Origin of the sequence: Microcoleus sp. A2-C3 (assembly GCF_036706065.1) — a bacterium.
Lineage (GTDB): Bacteria > Cyanobacteriota > Cyanobacteriia > Cyanobacteriales > Microcoleaceae > Microcoleus.
Genome location: NZ_JAUBVX010000032.1, coordinates 32,295 through 49,591 on the forward strand (window position 1 = coordinate 32,295; position 17,297 = coordinate 49,591).

14 protein-coding genes and 1 pseudogene are annotated in these 17,297 nt (G+C 44.2%); 7 read left to right on the forward strand and 8 right to left on the reverse strand.

Annotated elements, in window-relative coordinates; genetic code table 11:
• The first annotated feature begins 40 nt into the window (after positions 1 to 40).
• The gene (locus QUB66_RS18285) at positions 41 to 517 is read left to right on the forward strand and encodes a TM2 domain-containing protein (RefSeq protein WP_332969039.1); all 477 of its coding nucleotides are present in this window, start codon (positions 41 to 43) and stop codon (positions 515 to 517) included.
• A 209-nt stretch (positions 518 to 726) separates the two neighbouring features.
• Here QUB66_RS18285 and QUB66_RS18290 read toward each other — a convergent pair.
• A pseudogene (locus tag QUB66_RS18290) lies at positions 727 to 1,200 on the reverse strand (class 1 fructose-bisphosphatase); the annotation flags it as partial.
• Positions 1,201 to 1,830: 630 nt separating this feature from the next.
• Between QUB66_RS18290 and QUB66_RS18295 the strand changes: the two are divergent.
• From QUB66_RS18295 to QUB66_RS18305, 3 genes are all read left to right on the forward strand, one after another.
• Positions 1,831 to 4,245 (forward strand): ankyrin repeat domain-containing protein, encoded by a 2,415-nt coding sequence (locus tag QUB66_RS18295; protein ID WP_332969040.1) that lies wholly within the window; start codon positions 1,831 to 1,833, stop codon positions 4,243 to 4,245.
• 29 nt (positions 4,246 to 4,274) lie between these two features.
• Positions 4,275 to 5,651: a serine/threonine protein kinase gene (locus QUB66_RS18300; protein ID WP_332969041.1), complete on the forward strand. Its 1,377-nt coding sequence runs from the start codon at positions 4,275 to 4,277 to the stop codon at positions 5,649 to 5,651.
• A gap of 97 nt (positions 5,652 to 5,748) precedes the next feature.
• Complete coding sequence (locus QUB66_RS18305; RefSeq protein WP_332969042.1) at positions 5,749 to 7,134, forward strand: serine/threonine protein kinase; 1,386 nt, start codon at positions 5,749 to 5,751, stop codon at positions 7,132 to 7,134.
• 231 nt (positions 7,135 to 7,365) lie between these two features.
• On the opposite strand, the gene thrB is transcribed toward QUB66_RS18305, so the two are convergent.
• The 4 genes from thrB to QUB66_RS18325 all read right to left on the reverse strand — a co-directional run bounded on the left by thrB (position 7,366) and on the right by QUB66_RS18325 (position 11,067).
• Complete coding sequence (gene thrB / locus QUB66_RS18310) at positions 7,366 to 8,538, reverse strand: homoserine kinase (protein WP_332969043.1); 1,173 nt, start codon at positions 8,536 to 8,538, stop codon at positions 7,366 to 7,368.
• A 101-nt stretch (positions 8,539 to 8,639) separates the two neighbouring features.
• A complete protein-coding gene (locus QUB66_RS18315; RefSeq protein WP_265238309.1) occupies positions 8,640 to 9,116 on the reverse strand; it encodes a tetratricopeptide repeat protein in 477 nt (158 codons plus the stop codon).
• A 7-nt stretch (positions 9,117 to 9,123) separates the two neighbouring features.
• On the reverse strand, positions 9,124 to 9,690 hold the full coding sequence (locus QUB66_RS18320) for a Uma2 family endonuclease (RefSeq protein WP_332969044.1): 567 nt from the start codon (positions 9,688 to 9,690) through the stop codon (positions 9,124 to 9,126).
• 141 nt (positions 9,691 to 9,831) lie between these two features.
• Complete coding sequence (locus QUB66_RS18325; RefSeq protein ID WP_332969046.1) at positions 9,832 to 11,067, reverse strand: vWA domain-containing protein; 1,236 nt, start codon at positions 11,065 to 11,067, stop codon at positions 9,832 to 9,834.
• A gap of 72 nt (positions 11,068 to 11,139) precedes the next feature.
• Between QUB66_RS18325 and QUB66_RS18330 the strand changes: the two genes are divergently transcribed.
• The 3 genes from QUB66_RS18330 (at position 11,140) to QUB66_RS18340 (ending at position 13,506) form a co-directional block, all read left to right on the forward strand.
• Positions 11,140 to 11,799 carry an ATP-dependent Clp protease proteolytic subunit gene (locus QUB66_RS18330; protein ID WP_265238303.1) on the forward strand — a complete coding sequence of 220 codons (660 nt, stop codon included), beginning with the start codon at positions 11,140 to 11,142 and terminating at the stop codon, positions 11,797 to 11,799.
• A 238-nt stretch (positions 11,800 to 12,037) separates the two neighbouring features.
• On the forward strand, positions 12,038 to 12,631 hold the full coding sequence (locus QUB66_RS18335; RefSeq protein WP_194065252.1) for an ATP-dependent Clp protease proteolytic subunit: 594 nt from the start codon (positions 12,038 to 12,040) through the stop codon (positions 12,629 to 12,631).
• Positions 12,632 to 12,879: 248 nt separating this feature from the next.
• Positions 12,880 to 13,506, forward strand: a complete 627-nt coding sequence (locus QUB66_RS18340) for a J domain-containing protein (protein WP_265238302.1) — start codon at positions 12,880 to 12,882, stop codon at positions 13,504 to 13,506.
• A 45-nt stretch (positions 13,507 to 13,551) separates the two neighbouring features.
• Here the strand turns inward: QUB66_RS18340 and QUB66_RS18345 are convergent, their stop codons facing one another.
• The 3 genes from QUB66_RS18345 to QUB66_RS18355 all read right to left on the reverse strand — a co-directional run bounded on the left by QUB66_RS18345 (position 13,552) and on the right by QUB66_RS18355 (position 17,019).
• Positions 13,552 to 14,469: a serine/threonine protein kinase gene (locus QUB66_RS18345; RefSeq protein ID WP_332969047.1), complete on the reverse strand. Its 918-nt coding sequence runs from the start codon at positions 14,467 to 14,469 to the stop codon at positions 13,552 to 13,554.
• A gap of 125 nt (positions 14,470 to 14,594) precedes the next feature.
• Positions 14,595 to 15,503 carry a hypothetical protein gene (locus QUB66_RS18350; RefSeq protein ID WP_265238298.1) on the reverse strand — a complete coding sequence of 303 codons (909 nt, stop codon included), beginning with the start codon at positions 15,501 to 15,503 and terminating at the stop codon, positions 14,595 to 14,597.
• 10 nt (positions 15,504 to 15,513) lie between these two features.
• Entirely contained in the window at positions 15,514 to 17,019 is a 1,506-nt protein-coding gene (locus tag QUB66_RS18355) for an MBOAT family O-acyltransferase (RefSeq protein ID WP_332969049.1), read from the reverse strand.
• Positions 17,020 to 17,297 lie beyond the last annotated feature (278 nt).

Here is a 17,297-nt window from a genome sequence, read left to right on the forward strand (position 1 = left end):
GACTCCAATTCTTAGAATAACCAGACAGGACGGTCATAAAATGAGCAATTTAGGTGTTAGTTACCTGTTATGGGCTGCTTGTTTTTTCGGCCCCTTCGGACTCCACCGTCTCTACAACGGCAAGATTGGCACGGGTTTGCTGTGGCTGTGTACCTTTGGCTTGTTTGGGTTCGGGCAATTGTTTGACTTGCTGCTGCTACCGAACATGGTGGACGAACACAATGCTAGTCTCAGGGGCAAACTCGGCGTATCTCCCCAAGGTATACCGCTATCTCCGATCGGCGGGGCGATCGCCTCGACATACCCCAAGCAAACCCCCGAACAGTTAGGGATTAAACTCCTGAAGGCAGCTTATACCAAGAATGGCAGATTATCTGTAACCCAAGGGGTGATGGCAACGGGCGCTACTTTTGCCGAAGTGGAAGAGGCTTTCACAGCAATGCTCAAAACGGGTTATCTCAGTATCGAGAACGATCCAGTAACTGGCGTTGTGATGTATTACTTTCACGAACTTTAACCAGTAGAGATCTACGGTGTACACACAAGTCCTAAAAACTTGGCTCTGTCTGACACAATCCTGAGTAGGCAAAGTTTTTAGACGATCGATTTATTTATCAATAGTTTTACCTTATTGATAATAATTAACGGAAAATCAAGGATTAAAAAAATAAACTTCCGTTTTTTTCCGTCATTTGATTTCCAACTAGACTTGTGTGCACACCGTAGCTCTTGCTTGCGGATGCTGAATATTGAGCCGACATCGAGATTGATGTCAAGATTGGAAGAACCATCTATGGGGTCGTAGAGCAGACTGTAGCGTCCGATCGGACAATTTTCGGGAATGTAGTAGGGTTTTTCCATTTCCTCGGAAGCCAAGCGGCAGACAAGTCCGCTTTGCTGGAATACCGAGATAAACACTTCATTAGCATAGATATCAATCTTTTTGACGGATTCTCCCTGCACGTTCACAGCCCCTGTAAACCCTAAAGCATCTGCCATTAACCCGGCTCTAAGTCGGCGCGCGATCAGCTTAGCAGCCAACCCGATGCGATTCATCAGAGTGCTGAGATCCTGAGCATCTGCTGAAAAGCTGTGGAGTTGCTGGAGTACGTGACGGGATAGGGTTGTGCAATCGCGGTCTAAGGCTTGCACCTGCTCGGTCGGGCCCAGACGGGTTTCCCCTGTTGGCGCGTTTACCATGATTTTGATGTTCTCCCTGTCTTGCGGCTCGCTAGTTGGGGATTTTCAGGTGCTTGGCGTTTGCCCCTCGATCGGCTTTTAGGTCGATCGTCCCTATCTTCTATTTTAGGAAGGGTTTTGCGATCGGGGATGGAACTTTATGTGAATTTTAGATCCCATCGAAAATTGAGGAGTGCGATCGATTGTTTGGTCTGCTGCGTGTATTCCCGATGCCTAATTTTTTATTTAACGCAGAGGGCGCAGAGGGCCGAGAGGGCGCTTGCACAAAAGCGATCGTCCTGTTTGCGATTCGAGATAGTCAAATAAGATTAATAATTGACAACTCAAAGCCTGAAATTACGATCTAACCCGCTCTGTTACAAGTGCTTATTGGAATTGACTACGGCAAAATCTGTCAACCGCAAATTTTTGCTAAAGGTGATATGACACTCTAAAATTCTGGGTAAGCTATCCGTAGGAATACGGTCATTGAAATTTAAGCACATATACATAGTCATTCATTGACTTTTCTATTGAATTGTTTGAATTTTACTCAAACGCTCAATTTTTATTGAATATTTTCTCAAAACTTGGGTTGTAAAAACCCAAATAAAAAATGTTTGTTGGTACTCATCAACTCAGGATAATGCTATGGATATTGTTCAACAAATTCCCCATAACTTAGTCAAACACTATCAGATTAAAAATCTCCTCGGAGAAGGCGGTAGTAGCACAACTTATGAAGCCATTGACCTCAAAACAAACCAGCGAGTCGCACTCAAAGCTTTGTCTTTACAAAAGATGAATGACTGGAAAGTCCTGGAACTATTTGAACGAGAAGCCAATGTTTTATCAAAATTGAATCATCCGGGAATTCCGCGTTATTTGGATTATTTTTATGTCGATACTCCCGATAACCGTTGTTTTTATATAGTACAAGAACTGGCACAAGGGCAATCTATAGCAAGTTTAGTCGAAAATGGCTGGCACGCTCGTGAAGCGGAAATTCGACGCATTGCAACACAAATTTTGGAGATTTTAGTTTATCTCCATTCACAGACACCACCTGTGATCCACCGGGATATTAAACCAGCAAATATTGTTTTAAAATCGCCCATTAATTCCCAGAAACAAAAACATTTGACAGTCTGTTTAGTAGATTTTGGAGCAGTGCAAAACACTTATTACAATACTTTAATGCGAGGAAGTACCGTAGTTGGAACCTATGGTTATATGGCTCCAGAACAATTTCTCGGACAAGCCGTACCTGCAACAGATTTATATGGTTTAGGAGCGACGTTGTTGTATTTACTAACCCACCGTTCCCCCACCGAATTACCAACAAATATACTAGAGATAGATGTTTGCTCTCAAATTAATATTTCTTCAGCATTTGCCGATTGGTTAAAAAAAATGATAGCGCCAGATTTAGAAAACCGCTTTGAATCGGCAAAAAAAGCGCTTGAATTGCTTCGCAATCCTCGAATAGTTAGCGTTAAGTCTAATCGATCGACGCAATGGAAAAAACGCCTCACAATAGGAATTGCTGCTGTTGTTACTGTTGCTGTTTTCAATCACTTTAAATATCCCATCCTCAGCCGGATTGGATTTACCCCCGATGCAGTTTTCCAGGCTGTTAAACAGGGAGATACTAAAACTGTTAGGCATTATCTTGATCTTGGTATTAGTGCCAATACCAGGATAGAAAATCTTAATTTACTACACTTTGCTGGCTCAAAAGAGGTGGCAGAATTGTTAATTGCCCAGGGTGCAGATGTCAAAGCTCAGGATACATTTGGCTTTACCCCGTTACACTTTGCTGCTGGATACGATCGCATAGAAGTGGCACAGACGCTAATTGCTAAAGGTGCAGATATTAACGCCCAGAGTGAACCTCATGTTGATTGGGATATATCGAAGTCTATATGGACTTATAGATTGCGAGGGTCTTTACCTGGCAATAGTATGGGTACAACTCCTCTGTTCTTTGCCCGATCGACTAAAATGGCAAAGTTGCTGATTGCTAAAGGCGCAAACGTTAATGTCAAAAACAAAAGTGGCATGACTCCTCTACATACGGCGCGATCGAAGGCGATCGCACAAATACTACTCGCTGCAGGCGCAAAAATTAACATTAAAGAAGAAAATGCCCGAAATGGCAAGGGTACAACTTTATTACATAACGCAGCAAAAATAGGCTTTAAGGAGTTGGTACAACAGCTAATTAACAACGGCATGAATATTGTTATCAGGGATAGTAAAAAAAGAACTCCACTGCACTATGCAGCCACCAAAGAAGTTGCTGCATGGCTCATGCTGGATATCAACGCTAGGGACGAATTTGACAATACTCCATTACACCGAGCTGTTCAAGATAAACGCCCAGAAATCGCCTCTTTTTTGATTGCTAATGGCGCAAAAATTAATGTTAAAAATAATGGAAATACTCCGTCATACGAAACTCACAGAAAAACTCACAGAAAAACTCCACTGGACATCGCCGTAGACCTGAAACTTCAGGATACAGTAGCACTGCTGATTAGTAAACACCCAGATGTTAATAGTGAAGATGACGATGGCCGAACTTTACTGCATATCGCTGTCAGTTTCAAACTTAAGGATGTAGCAAAACAACTCATTGCCAAAGGTGCATTCGTTAATGCCAAAAATAACTTGGGTCAAACTCCCCTGCATCTTGCTGTTGCTCAAGGATCTCAAGATATCACTGAACTGCTAGTTGCTAATGGTGCAAGGGTTAACACTAGAAATGCGAACGGTCAAACTCCGTTGTATCAAGCGATATCGATCGGACACAATGATATTGCTGCACTACTAATTAAAAACGGCACAGATGTTAATAACAGAGATAGATATGACACAACTCCACTGCACCAAGCCGCACATTATGGGAATTTAGAAATTTTACTATTGCTGATTGTTAAAGGTGCCACAATTGACGCTAGAAACTTCTCAGGCTACACGCCGCTAAATGTAGCAGAAACCAACTCGACTCCCCACCGACAAGCAGCAGCAGAAATACTTAGAGATTGGGGTGCAACCTACTAATTATCCAAAATTAACCTGCTCACAAAAATATGGAAACACTACAAAAATCGGAAAAAATCATTGCTGAAAGATATCGCATTCTCGGCAAATTAGGACAGGGTGGAGTTGGAATCACCTATGCTGCTGTAGATTTAAAAAGCAATCAAAAAGTTGCACTCAAAGCTTTGTCCCTGCGTCTGACAACTGAATGGAAGAAAGTCGAGTTATTTGAACGAGAAGCAAAAACTTTATCGGGATTGAATCATCCGGGAATTCCTCGCTACATTGACTACTTTCAAGTTGATACTTCCCAAGATCGTTGTTTTTATATCGCCCAACAACTCGCACCGGGAAAATCTCTCGCACAGTTGATAGAAAATGGCTGGAAACCAAATGAAGCGCAAGTTCGTCATATCGCCTATCAATTGCTAGCAATTCTAGCTTATCTGCAATCGATGTTACCTGCTACTATCCACCGAGATATTAAACCTCAAAATATTATTATCCAAAAAAATGGGCGAGTCTTCCTAGTGGATTTTGGCGCAGTTCAAAATACTTACCATCATACTGTTACTGGAGGCAGTACCGTTGTCGGAACCTACGGTTACATGGCACCAGAACAATTCCGAGGAAAAGCTGTATTATCAACAGATTTGTATGGATTAGGCACAACACTACTTTTCCTGTTAACCCAGAAATTTCCATCGGATTTACCCAGACACAAGCTGAAGGTAAAATTCCGACATCTGGTCTCTATTTCGACAGAGTTTGCCGACTGGTTAGAGAAGATAGTTGAACCCGCAGTTGAAGATAGGTTTCACTCAGCAAAAGATGCTTTATTAGCATTTCGAGGGAAACAGCCAAGCGGGATTAATCCCGACAAAATGTTTAAGCGATCGCCCAAATCTCGAATTACTTTAATTGACGCTAAACAATGGTTATTCATCAAGATACACCCCAATCGTTTACCTAGCAAAATCAAATGGTTTTTCCAGTTCATTCATCTGAGTTATAAAGTTTTACTTCCCATCTCTTTGATTCTGGGATTTTTTATAGGCCTACAGAACATAGGCTATCCCTTGTTTAAATACGCTGTAGCCGACTGGGTAAATAAATTATTTCAGCAATTTTTTATTATATCAATCCAATCTATAACAACATTTACCATATTTTATGCTTTGATGTGGTTATGTAGGTGCTTGTGTAGGATTGCTTATCGTCTATTCACTAGACCAATTCAAATCAGTCCTCAAGATATCCAGCGGGTAAAGTTGAGTGGAATTCATCTGCCATTGCTCAAAAAATCGATTAGTTTTTGCCGGATTCGCACCAAGTCGCGTAACTATTGTTTTGGCTTATTTTTGCCACAAGCTGAGAAAGAATGGTTGGTAGGGGAATTGAACGATGTTTTAAGTAAACTCAAGTAAATCATTCGATAGTGAAGGTGGTTCGATCGCATTCGGTGTGATAGCGATCTCGTGGCGCAACCCACTAATCATCCAAAATCAACCTGCTCACAAAAATATGGAAACACTAGAACAATCGGAAAAAATCATTGCTGAAAGATATCGCATTCTCGGCAAATTAGGACAGGGTGGAGTTGGAATCACCTATGCTGCTGTAGATTTAAAAAGCAATCAAAAAGTTGCACTCAAAGCTTTATCCCTGCGTCTGACAAATGAATGGAAGAAAATCGAGTTATTTGAACGAGAAGCAAAAACTTTATCGGGATTGAATCATCCGGGAATTCCTCGCTACCTTGACTACTTTCAAGTTGATACTTCCCAAGATCGTTGTTTTTATATCGCCCAACAACTCGCACCGGGAAAATCTCTGGCACAGTTGATAGAAAATGGCTGGAAACCAAAGGAAGCGCAAGTTCGTCATATCGCCTATCAATTGCTAGAAATTCTAGCTTATCTGCAATCGATGTTACCTGCTACTATCCACCGAGATATTAAACCTCAAAATATTATTATCCAAAAAAATGGGCGAGTCTTCTTAGTTGATTTTGGCGCAGTTCAAAATACTTACCATCATACTGTTACTGGAGGCAGTACCGTTGTCGGAACCTACGGTTACATGGCACCAGAACAATTCCGAGGAAAAGCTGTATTATCAACAGATTTGTATGGATTAGGCACAACACTACTTTTCCTGTTAACCCAGAAATTTCCATCGGATTTACCCAGACACAAGCTGAAGGTAAAATTCCGACATCTGGTCTCTATTTCGACAGAGTTTGCCGACTGGTTAGAGAAGATAGTTGAACCCGCAGTTGAAGATAGGTTTCACTCAGCAAAAGATGCTTTATCAGCACTGCGAGAGAACAAGCCAAGCGGGATTAATCCAGACAAAATGTTTAAGCGATCGCCCCAATCCCGAATTACTTTAATTGATGCTAAACGGCGGTTGTTCATTCATATACACCCCACTCATTTACCTAGCAAACTCAAAGGGTTTTTGCACTTTATCGATCGGATTTGTAAAGTTTTACTTCCCAGCTTTTTGATCCTTCAACCTTTCCACGCCATAAAAAATGCCATAGCCTTACCGGTGGGCGCGACAGTTAGCTTTTTTAAATACACTTTAGCCTACTGGGTATCTAACTTATTTGATCTATTTGTATTTAGCTCTGTCCAAGCTCTAATAATATTAATCGTATTTTATGGTTTGATGTGTTTGTGTTTGATTTATTGTTATTTGTTGAGCAGACAAATTGAAATTATCCCTCAAGATATCCAGGGGGTAAAGTTGAGCAAAATTCATCTGCCATTGGTCAAAAAATCGATGACTTTTTGCTGGATTCGCGCCAAGTCGCGTCACTATTTTTTTGGCTTATTTTTGCCGCAAGCTGAGAAAAAATGGTTGGTAGGGGAGTTGAACGATCTTTTAAGTGAACTCAAGTAAATTATTCGATACTGAAGGTGGTTCGATCGCATTCGGTGTGGTAGCTATCTGCTATTGTCGCTACAATCGAGTGGGTTCAGAAACCGGGTTTTTTCCGAGATACTTCGTTGTTACCCGCAGACTTGGTAAAAAACCCGGTTTCTTTGTCGGGGTGCGTGGGGCCGAGAAACCGGGTTTTTGATGACTGAAAGATTACACAATTACCCTCTTGGCTACCCACCTTACCAATAATTAACCCGAGACTTGTGATCCTCGGGTATCGGGGGAAATAGTCCGCACATCAGCCTTCACCCCAAATTCCATCCAAGCAGCCGCCATTGCTTGCTCAACAGCCCGCGCAGATGCTGAATTTGTCAAAGCCAAAATCGTCGGCCCGGCACCGCTAATTACCGTACCGCAAGCGCCAGCAGCGACAGCAGCTTGTTGCACCGCTTCATATCCCTGAATCAGAGATTGCCGGTAAGGTTGGTGAATTTTATCTTGCAGGGCGCAGCGCAGCCAGTTTTCATTACCAGTTTCCAAAGCCCGCACCAACAAACCGAGGTGTGCTGCATTGAAAATCGCATCAGCCCTGCTGTAATCTGCGGGCAAAACTTTGCGCGCCTCCGCTGTAGAAAGTTCAAAATCGGGAATGGCCACCACGGGCACAATATCGGGATGCCAGGGAATATCGCAAATCTCCCAAGAACCCCCCCCCTGCCCCCCCTTGCTAAGGGGGGGTGTAAGAGGGGATTCTTCTCTTAGCCCCCCCTTGCTAAGGGGGGGGGTAAGAGGGGATTCTTCTCTTAGCCCCCCCTTACCAAGGGGGGGTGTAAGAGGGGATTCTTCTCTTAGCCCCCCCTTACCAAGGGGGGGTTGGGGGGGTAATTCTTGTGCCACTTCGCTAACAGAAAGTTCTTCTCTTAGCCCCCCCTTACCAAGGGGGGGTTGGGGGGGTGCATTGCTAGCTGCGAGGCGACAACCTCCCAATAAAGCGGGGACAACGTTGTCGGGATGTCCTTCAAGTTCGATCGCCAACTGCATCACTTCCACCTGACTCAAAGGCTTACCGGCTAAACAATTCGCCGCGACTAACCCGCCGACAATAGCGGTAGCGGAACTTCCTAAACCCCTAGCCAATGGCACTTGCATATCTATATGGATTGTGACTGGCGGTGGCGATTGTTGGAGGTGTTGGTATAACTTGACAAAGGCTTGGTAAGCGAGATTGCTGTCGTCTGTCTTGACTTTGGCTGCTTCTGTACCTGTAACGGTAATTTTTAGTTTCTCTGTTGTGGAGGGTTCTAGTAGGGAGAATTGGAAGTGGTTGTAGAGGCTTAAGGCTGCGCCGATGCAGTCGAATCCGGGGCCGAGGTTGGCGGTGGTGGCGGGTACAGTGACGGTGACGGTGGAGATTACGGACATTTTTTGAATAGTTAATTTGGAGTGTTCAACCGCAGATGAACGCAGATGAACGCAGATGATTTTTTGGGTATTTATTTTATACCATGTTTTCACAAAGCTATTTATTGCCCCAGGCTTTGCAGGTGTTTCATGGCATCTTGATAATCTTCTGTCTTGCCGTCTTTTTGATAAATTTCGGCGGCTTTTTGATAGTCGGCAATTGCGCCCGGTTTATCTTTTAAGAAATAGCGGACTTTGGCGCGGTTGTAGTAAGCGTCGCCGTAGTTGGAGTTAATTTCAATGGCGCGATCGAAGTCGGCTTTGGCTGCTGGATAGTCTTTGAGGTTGCGGCCGTGAATGATGCCGCGTTTGTTGTAGGCTTGGGCGTAGTTGGGATTGAGGCGAATCGCTTCTGTGTAATCGGCGATCGCCCCTGGGATGTCTCCAGCCTCTGATTTGGCTAAACCGCTGTTAAATAAGTCTTCAGCCGAATTTTGAACGATTAGTATTGGTGAGGGTTTTGTAGAAATGGCAGGGGATATGCCGCCCAAAATTGTCACAAATCCCCAAAGGGCGATCGCCCTGTAAAAGAGTTTCATAAATAATCTAAGCAAAAATCTGAGCGACAGAGCAACTAAAACCAGGTAACAAAGGCGAAGTAAGTTGATCGTTTCTCAACAGTGTAGCAACTAGCCTTAAACTTGCTTGTTCCCTGCGATAAACCTCAATTTGCTGCAACCGCCAATTCACGATCCAGTATTCCTGTACTCCCCGCACTGAATAGAGTCTGAGTTTCAAATCTCTATCCCGTCTTTCATTGTCTGTACCAGCAGATAATACTTCAACAACTAACTCAGGGGCGGCGGTTAAATGGCCGGCTTCGTCTAGCAAGAGGGCCAAGCGTTCATTGCTGGCCCAAACTACATCAGGAATGACGTTATCGGCATCTGTGAAAATCAGCCCTGGATTGATTGCAGCTCGTCCTAAACCAGAAGACATCGACCAAGTATCAAGCACAGAGAAAAATCTGCCACAAGTCTGTTGATGACCCCAATGCGGTGCTCTAGTCACAAATAACTCTCCATCAATAAGTTCATAACGATCGCCGTTATCGGGCAATAGTTCCAAATCGGCGGTAGTCCAGCGTACTTTATCAGATATTGTCTGGCTCATACAAGGGCTCTTGATAGGTGATACACACATTATAAACCGGTTCGTAGTAAGGACTTCAGTCCTCTCTGTGACTTTTAGTCAATTAGGATTAAAGTCTTTACTACGAACAATGCTGCCGATCGCAATTAACCGCACATTACACTACTTAAGAATAGTTTTAGAAGCAATCCGAGTTTTCTTGCGATCGGCCTCACTCAATTCTTCACCAGACTGCAAACGAGTAGCAGAGGTTTGTAGCACAGTTGCGGCACTTTTATCACCCATTTGCAGAGCAGTTTTAGCGGCCGTTTGCAGCATCGTGGCCGCACCCGCGCGATCGCCCTGTTGTAACCTAGTTTCTGCGAGTTGAGTTTGACGGTACTTAGCCAAAGCTAAAATGTGCTGCTGCACCATCGGGTTAAGTGCCGGCTGATAAACTTTCAGGACATTAGCAGAAAGTGCCACAGGATCGGAAAGCAAACCTTCACCGACACTCGGATCGTCATAGCGAATTTGCAATTGCCCGATCGCCTGCGTACCTTCCGGTAACTGTCCAATATAAATATTAGCCAAAACTACTCGCTCTACATCCTTCATTAAATCTCCCAGGCGCACCATAAAACGATCGCCCTCTTGCTGTACCGGTAATTCGATCGTATCTGGGGCAACTTGCGCGATCGGTTTAAGTTCGGCTAACCGCACTTTTGGCATTAGCGAAAATAGCAAATAAGCATTAGTCAAACCTACACCTTGGATGCGAGTAAACAGCTTGCCAAACTCATCAACCGCATCTTCGGGACGCTGAATGTGAGCCAGAGCACCGCCGCCAGCATCAGCAATCTTTTCCAAAATATCCTGGTTCCAGTTATCGCCAAATCCCAGAGAATTCAAAGTCATGTTATACTCGGCGGCTAGTTTCGCCAACTTCAAACAGCGGCTGTCGTCGCCGTGTTCGTTTTCGCCGTCAGTCAGCAGAAACGCCTGAGATATAGCTTCTTTTTTGCCTTTCCCCAACTCTTCAATACCTAACTTAATGCCCTCATCAATTGCTGTACCGCCGGCGGGGCGCAATTGCTCAATTTGGCGTTTAATGCTGGCGGGATCTCCCACAACTTGATTGGGGACGAGGACTTTGGCTTTGTGATCGAAAGCCACCGCGCAAAAGCGATCCCCAGGCTTCAACCTGTCCAGCAACCGTCCGGCGGCTTGTTTGACAGTTTCCAAGGGCCGTCCGCCCATCGAGCCGCTGTGGTCGAGAATCAGGCACAGGTTTAAGGGTACGCTGGAGTCGATCGCGCTTGCCGTCGCAGACACCGAAATGGCTAGCTGGCGCTGGGTTGAGGGCGCAGTAGCATCAAGGTTGGGGTCGTTTAACACCGGGAGCAAACTAACTTTCATGCGGGATACCTAAAGATTGCGTTACTATTTCTTATAAGAATAGCTCCATCAGTTCAGGCAACATTTCGGTTTATGAACACACCAATAAAAGCTGTGCAATCGCAATACTACGGGGAAGGCAACTCTCGGACGCCGCCTCCCGATTTGCCATCCCTGTTGCTGAAGGAGCGGATCGTTTATCTGGGTATGCCTCTGGTACCTGCGGTAACAGAACTGATTATCGCTGAACTGTTGTTCTTGCAGTACGAAGACCCGGATAAGCCCATCAAAATCTATATCAACTCGACAGGCACTTCTGGTTATAGTGGCGAACCCGTTGGCTTTGAAACGGAAGCCTTCGCTATTTGCGACACGATTCGGTACATTAAGCCGCCCGTGCACACTATTTGCCTCGGTTCGGCAATGGGCATGGCTGCGATGCTGTTAGCGGCTGGTACAAAGGGCTTTCGGGCGAGTTTACCCCACGCTTCGATCGTGTTGCACCAACCCAAGGCTTACACGCGGGGTCAAGCCAGCGACATTCAAATTCGGGCGAAGGAAGTGCTGGCAAATAAGGCGACGATGCTTGAGATTTTTGCAAGTTGTACTGGCCAACCGATCGAAAAAATTACTAAAGATATGGATCGGTTGCTGTACATGACACCCCAGGAAGCTAAAGAATACGGTTTGATCGATCGCGTTCTTGAAAGTTCGGAAGAATTGGCGAAACCGCTGGCTGCTGGAGTCATCTAACTGGGAATAGGGCATGGGGAATGGGGAATGGGGCATCGGGCATCGGGCATCGGGCATGAGTAATAATTAAGGGTTAATGGCTAGTAGTTTCTACCCTGATTAGTTATTCAATAGTCTTTTTATGACTAACAATTCCCAATTACCGATTCCTAACAATTACCGATTCCCAATTACCAATGCCCAATGCCCAATTACCAATTACCAATTACCAATTACCAACTAAAAGGAGTTCCGAATTATGCCTATAGGTGTGCCAAAAGTTCCCTACAAAATGCCGGGGGGTTATGATACTCAGTGGATTAATATCTACGATCGCCTTTACCGGGAACGGATTATTTTCTTGGGTAAGGACATTGACGATGAAATTGCCAATCAAATCATCGCCGTGATGCTGTATCTGGATTCGGAAGATTCGGGTAAGGATATCATTTTGTACATCAATTCCCCAGGTGGGATGGTGTCGGCAGGCATGGCTATTTTTGATACCATGCAGCACATTAAATCGGACGTGGTGACGATTTGTGTGGGCTTGGCTGCTTCGATGGGTTCTTTCCTGCTGGCTGCCGGTACGAAGGGGAAACGGTTGGCTTTGCCTCACTCGCGGATTATGATTCACCAACCTTCTGGGGGTACGCGGGGACAAGCAACGGATATTCAGATTGAGGCGAAGGAGATTCTGCGGTTGCGCCACCAACTCAACGGTATCTATGCTAAAAATACCGGACAGCCGATCGAGAAAATCGAGAAAGACATGGATCGCGACTATTTCATGTCCGCCGAGGAAGCCAAAGAATACGGCTTGATCGACAAAGTAGTCGAAGATCGTCCTTAACAGTTGACAGTTGACAGTTGACAGTTGACAGTGAAGTTTTTAGGCAGGGGATTTAAGCCCCAGCCTAAAAACAATCCACCTACAACGTGGGGGCTTAAATCCCCTGTGATGCAGGTAAGTGATTTTTATAGGGAAGTAGTGCGGGGAAACCTCGCACTACGACCTAGTTCACAGTAAATTTTGGCAGAATCTTTACATTTAAGGATTCTGCCATATTTAATGGTATTATCCACGCTCATTCATGCTAAATGGATATTGCAGATTATTACCGACAGTTAGGACTCAGGTCTGGTGCGAGTTTATCGCAAGTTAAGGCTTCTTATCGAAAGTTAGCCAGACAGTATCACCCCGATGTGAATCCGGGAAACGAACAGGCTAAGAATAAGTTTATTGCTATTACTGAGGCTTATAAGTTCCTGGTGAATATTGCGCCCGCCGATGTTGCGGAGTCGAAAGTTGCCAATTCAACTGTGCCACCGACTGCGACAGCACCAGCGGAGGCGGTGAAAGCTCAACCGCAGGCTGTTAAGGTGACTCGGAAACAGCAACCGAATCCAGATAGCCAGGATCTGTCGGGGGCGGAAAAAAAGTTAAAGCAAGATGCTTATTTTGAACTGCAACAGTTGTTGAAATATCAAAGGTTTCCACGGGCGATCGCTCTAATTGAGGGTTTGGCCCAGCGGGTGCCCGAAGATTTGGAGGTGCGTCAGTGGCAGGCGATCGCCTATCAGCGCTGGGGACGGCATTTAATTAGCGAAAAGCAGGTTGATAAGGCGAGAATTTATTTGAAAAAAGCTGTAAAAACTGACCCTCACAATCGGGCTTTGTGGGCGGAAGTTGAGCGGGATTTTCGCAGGTTGGAAGAGATTTATTGATTGGGCATTGGGCATTGGGCATTGGGCATAGAGGATTGGAAATTATTAGTTCGATTCTGTGGAGGTAATCAAAAGGTCTATATTTTTGAGTTTTTCTAAAATGACTTGGGTGTTTTTCGGTCGGTTTTCGGGTAGGGGTTCCATCAATTCGTCGATCGACTCTACCAATGACTGGTCAACATCTAAAGCCTGGTTCCTCCAGTTAATCTTACCAGTTGTGAGATTTACAGGAAAGTCGATCGGCGATATGCCTGTCAATAAATGTACAAAAGTACGCCCCAGGGCAAAAAAGTCCGATCGCACTTCTGGTTTTCCTACAATTTGTTCCGGCGCGGAGTATCCAGCAGAACCTATCGGTGTGGTATCCGTGTCTGCTTCTACGGCGCAGCCGAAGTCAATTAATCGCAATGTTCCATCGGCTGCAAGCATCAGGTTGGATGGCTTAATATCCCGATGTACTAAATGATATTTGTGAATTGCCGGCAAAATATTGAGCATTTGTTGCAGCCAATCAACAGCTAGTGTTTGACAAACGTACTGGTTTTTCGTTAAGAATTCTGCCAAGTTTTCGCCGCTAATTTTTTCCATCACCAAACAAGACAATTTCTGGGAGTTATGGGGGAGTTTAATTGAGAAATAACCATCTGGTTCGACTTGGGGAACTTTCGCCTTTCCCGCTAGCCAAATTAACACTCGCGCTTCTTGCTTGAACAAACGAAGTAAATCGGGATTGTGGCTGTGTTTCAAGAGTTTTAAAACTTTGACAGTTCCCCATTCGTTGTCCCCTGTTCCGAAATCTTCGACTTCAAAGATGTCTGTGGGGTGTGCGGGGTTGGGCGATCGCACTGGTTTAAGGATACGATAGCGATCGGCAATTAACAAAGCCGTGCCGCAAGCCTGACAATTTTGAGCAGCAGCAAGGTTTTCGCGTTGTTCGCATTGAGGATTTATGCAGTAACTCATCTGTCTTGATGCGTCCTGGACTGACGAATTTAACGGATTGATTCAATTATTAAAGCAGATTACGGGTTGATCCAGTACATCTCAGAAACCCGAAATCTGGGCCGCCACTCTTGACACCACCCCTACTAGCCCAGCAATTTATCCCTCAAAAACTCGGCAAAATCTCTAGCATCGCTGCGGATCAAGTGGATGCCGTCATTGGTACGCCATTCTCGCGGGGGCGGGGGTGGTAGCCACTCAAAGCGATCGGGCGGAAACAGCTTTTTCGCCAATTCTCGGACTTGTTTTATTCTGAGTGTAGCATTAACTCGCGACTCAAGCGGTATGTCAAATAAAACTACTTTTGCCCCGCTATCCTTTGTGATTTCAGCGATTTGATTTTTCATCAAATCAGCTTCTTGTTTCATATTTTTTGCATCTTGGTTTGACAAAGGTTTGCTTTGAATATCAACAGTCGTTTGGATAGCTTTTTGCGATAATTCGGGAGTAAGATTGCGACCTTCTAAGCTATCTAGTGCTTCTCGCTTCATCAGTTTTAGATTCTGCTTCGAGCGACTTTTAAAAGAATCAACAAAAACGCTAATCGGACGGTATTCCTCTCTCATCATCGGCAGATACTGGCGCAGCCAATAAAAAATAGGGTGATACAAAGAATCAACTAAGTCGGCATCTATTTTGCGGATAATAGTATCGTTAATTTCTACCAAAACTATCGGAGGCTTACTTTTACTTCTTTTAACTATTTCTAAACCTGTTTGGCTGGCTCCTCCCCCCAAAGCTATGCTCTTTACACCCTCTCCAATGTCTTTAACATTAAGGTTGGCAGCTAAGGAACTACCCACTATTACCATTTTTAGATCCGAATCATCCTGATATACATACCTTTGAGCTTTGACAATATTATTTTGAATCAGGCTAACTCCCTCAGAAGCTGGCACAACTCCGCCGCTGACAAGCACTTGATAAAAACTCATTAGAAACAGAAAAATTAGTACCGGGCGCAAAATAGAACGCAACTGGGGTTTGACAAACATAGAACACCTTCTAGAATTGGAAATAAATAAATTGTTTCGAGCTGCCGCTGTTGAGGAAGATCATTGCTAGCATAATTCCTAAAGCTAAATCTTGATAAAGACTCCAGACTTTTTGACCTTTTTTCATTGAATCTTGTTTCATCAGATTTTGCCAAGTGGGAAAATGAGGAATATGATAAATTACTACGGGTATGGAAAAAATTAGCGTCGGAATAATGTGAGTCCAACCGGGTTTAACTTTATAGTTGCGAAATAAAGTAACTGCGAAGTCAACCGCTTCTTCAAATCGCGGCAGTTTGAAAAGCAGCCATCCGAAGGAAACAAAAGAGAAAATTCCTATAACGCTAAGGCTGTCAAATAATAATTGCTGCCAGATTGGTTTGGTTTCTGTTTGATTTATTTCTGGCGATTGGTTTTTGGATTTATCGAACCCAAAAAAGCGTTCGACGGCTAAACCAAATCCGTGATAAATTCCCCAAACTGCATAACTCCAAGCAGCCCCATGCCATAATCCTCCTAAAGTCATTACTGTCATTAAGTTAACATAAGTTCGGATTTTTCCTTTGCGGTTTCCGCCGAGGGGAAAGTATAGATAATCTCTCAGCCAAGTTGATAGGGAAATGTGCCACCTTCTCCAGAATTCGGAGAGGGAACGGGAGATGTAGGGAAAGTCGAAGTTGTCGGGAATTTTGTAACCCAAAGCAGCAGCAAAACCGATCGCAATTAAGGAGTAACCGGCAAAATCGGCAAAGATTTGGATTGAGTAGCCGAACAGCAGGGTTAGGTTGGTAATAGTTCCAAACCCTTGGTAGTAGGGAAAGCTGATCCAGAAGGTGTAGTCTTTTAGGTTGTCGGCGATGACCATTTTTAGGAAGTAGCCGACAACGAGCGAGCGAAAAATGAAATTTGCAGGAATGTCTTTGAAATATTTAACGCCAAGTTGGGGATAAAATGTCTTGGATTTTAAAATTGGGCCTGACAGTAAATTCGGGAAAAAGCTAATGAAAAATGAAGTGTTGAGCAGGTGTTGGCTGAAGTTGGGAGAGACATAAGCGTGTGATTCGGTTTCGTTTTTGTCTTTTTGAGTCAGTACGTCAACTATTAAACTAATGCCTTCAAATGTGTAGAAAGAAATGCCGATCGGCAGAGGCAATTTTAAAAATAAATAAGCAATACTGCCTTCGGTTCTGGCAATATTAAAAACATCCGCCACAAAGGTGGTCAGCAAACCAGCGTATTTAAACAAACTCAAAATTAATACATTGAGAAATACTCCCGATAAAGCCCAAATAAATCGCTGTTTCTTGTCGGGAATTCTGGCAACTTGAAAGCTGACAGTAGCGTTGATAATAATTGATAGCAGCAGGATTAGTAGCAGTGCGGGCGCGCTCCAACTGTAAAATATAAAGCTGGCAATTATGAGGATGGGAACTTGCAGTTTTTGCAAGGGAGGGAAATAATATATGGCGAAAACAATCGCAAAAAATACTAAAAATTCAATACTGTTAAATAACATATAGCCTTTCTTGTTTAGGTGAGGTATGTCCGGTAATGGGTAATAGGTAATAGGTACTTGCTAATTTGCCCTTGCTCACGCACGGGGGCAAACTCACTTGAGAAGCGCTATAGTTTTTGATTTCGCTTTTTTACCAGAAAGAATTGGTTTAAAGCCTCTCCCTTTGAGGGAGAAATTAAAATCCGACTATTCATTGCTTCAATCCTCTTCCTGCCAGGTAGAGGTAGCTGTCAACTGTCAACTGTCAACTGTCAACTGAATGAACCAGCCTGTGACTA

Excerpts from the sequence above, each read along its gene's own strand:
- QUB66_RS18285 (WP_332969039.1), top strand. The coding sequence starts at position 41 with ATGAGCAATTTAGGTGTTAGTTACCTGTTATGGGCTGCTTGTTTTTTC.
- QUB66_RS18295 (WP_332969040.1), top strand. The coding sequence starts at position 1,831 with ATGGATATTGTTCAACAAATTCCCCATAACTTAGTCAAACACTATCAG.
- QUB66_RS18300 (WP_332969041.1), top strand. The coding sequence starts at position 4,275 with ATGGAAACACTACAAAAATCGGAAAAAATCATTGCTGAAAGATATCGC.
- QUB66_RS18305 (WP_332969042.1), top strand. The coding sequence starts at position 5,749 with ATGGAAACACTAGAACAATCGGAAAAAATCATTGCTGAAAGATATCGC.
- thrB (WP_332969043.1), bottom strand. The coding sequence starts at position 8,538 with ATGTCCGTAATCTCCACCGTCACCGTCACTGTACCCGCCACCACCGCC.
- QUB66_RS18315 (WP_265238309.1), bottom strand. The coding sequence starts at position 9,116 with ATGAAACTCTTTTACAGGGCGATCGCCCTTTGGGGATTTGTGACAATT.
- QUB66_RS18320 (WP_332969044.1), bottom strand. The coding sequence starts at position 9,690 with ATGAGCCAGACAATATCTGATAAAGTACGCTGGACTACCGCCGATTTG.
- QUB66_RS18325 (WP_332969046.1), bottom strand. The coding sequence starts at position 11,067 with ATGAAAGTTAGTTTGCTCCCGGTGTTAAACGACCCCAACCTTGATGCT.
- QUB66_RS18330 (WP_265238303.1), top strand. The coding sequence starts at position 11,140 with ATGAACACACCAATAAAAGCTGTGCAATCGCAATACTACGGGGAAGGC.
- QUB66_RS18335 (WP_194065252.1), top strand. The coding sequence starts at position 12,038 with ATGCCTATAGGTGTGCCAAAAGTTCCCTACAAAATGCCGGGGGGTTAT.
- QUB66_RS18340 (WP_265238302.1), top strand. The coding sequence starts at position 12,880 with ATGGATATTGCAGATTATTACCGACAGTTAGGACTCAGGTCTGGTGCG.
- QUB66_RS18345 (WP_332969047.1), bottom strand. The coding sequence starts at position 14,469 with ATGAGTTACTGCATAAATCCTCAATGCGAACAACGCGAAAACCTTGCT.
- QUB66_RS18350 (WP_265238298.1), bottom strand. The coding sequence starts at position 15,503 with ATGTTTGTCAAACCCCAGTTGCGTTCTATTTTGCGCCCGGTACTAATT.
- QUB66_RS18355 (WP_332969049.1), bottom strand. The coding sequence starts at position 17,019 with ATGTTATTTAACAGTATTGAATTTTTAGTATTTTTTGCGATTGTTTTC.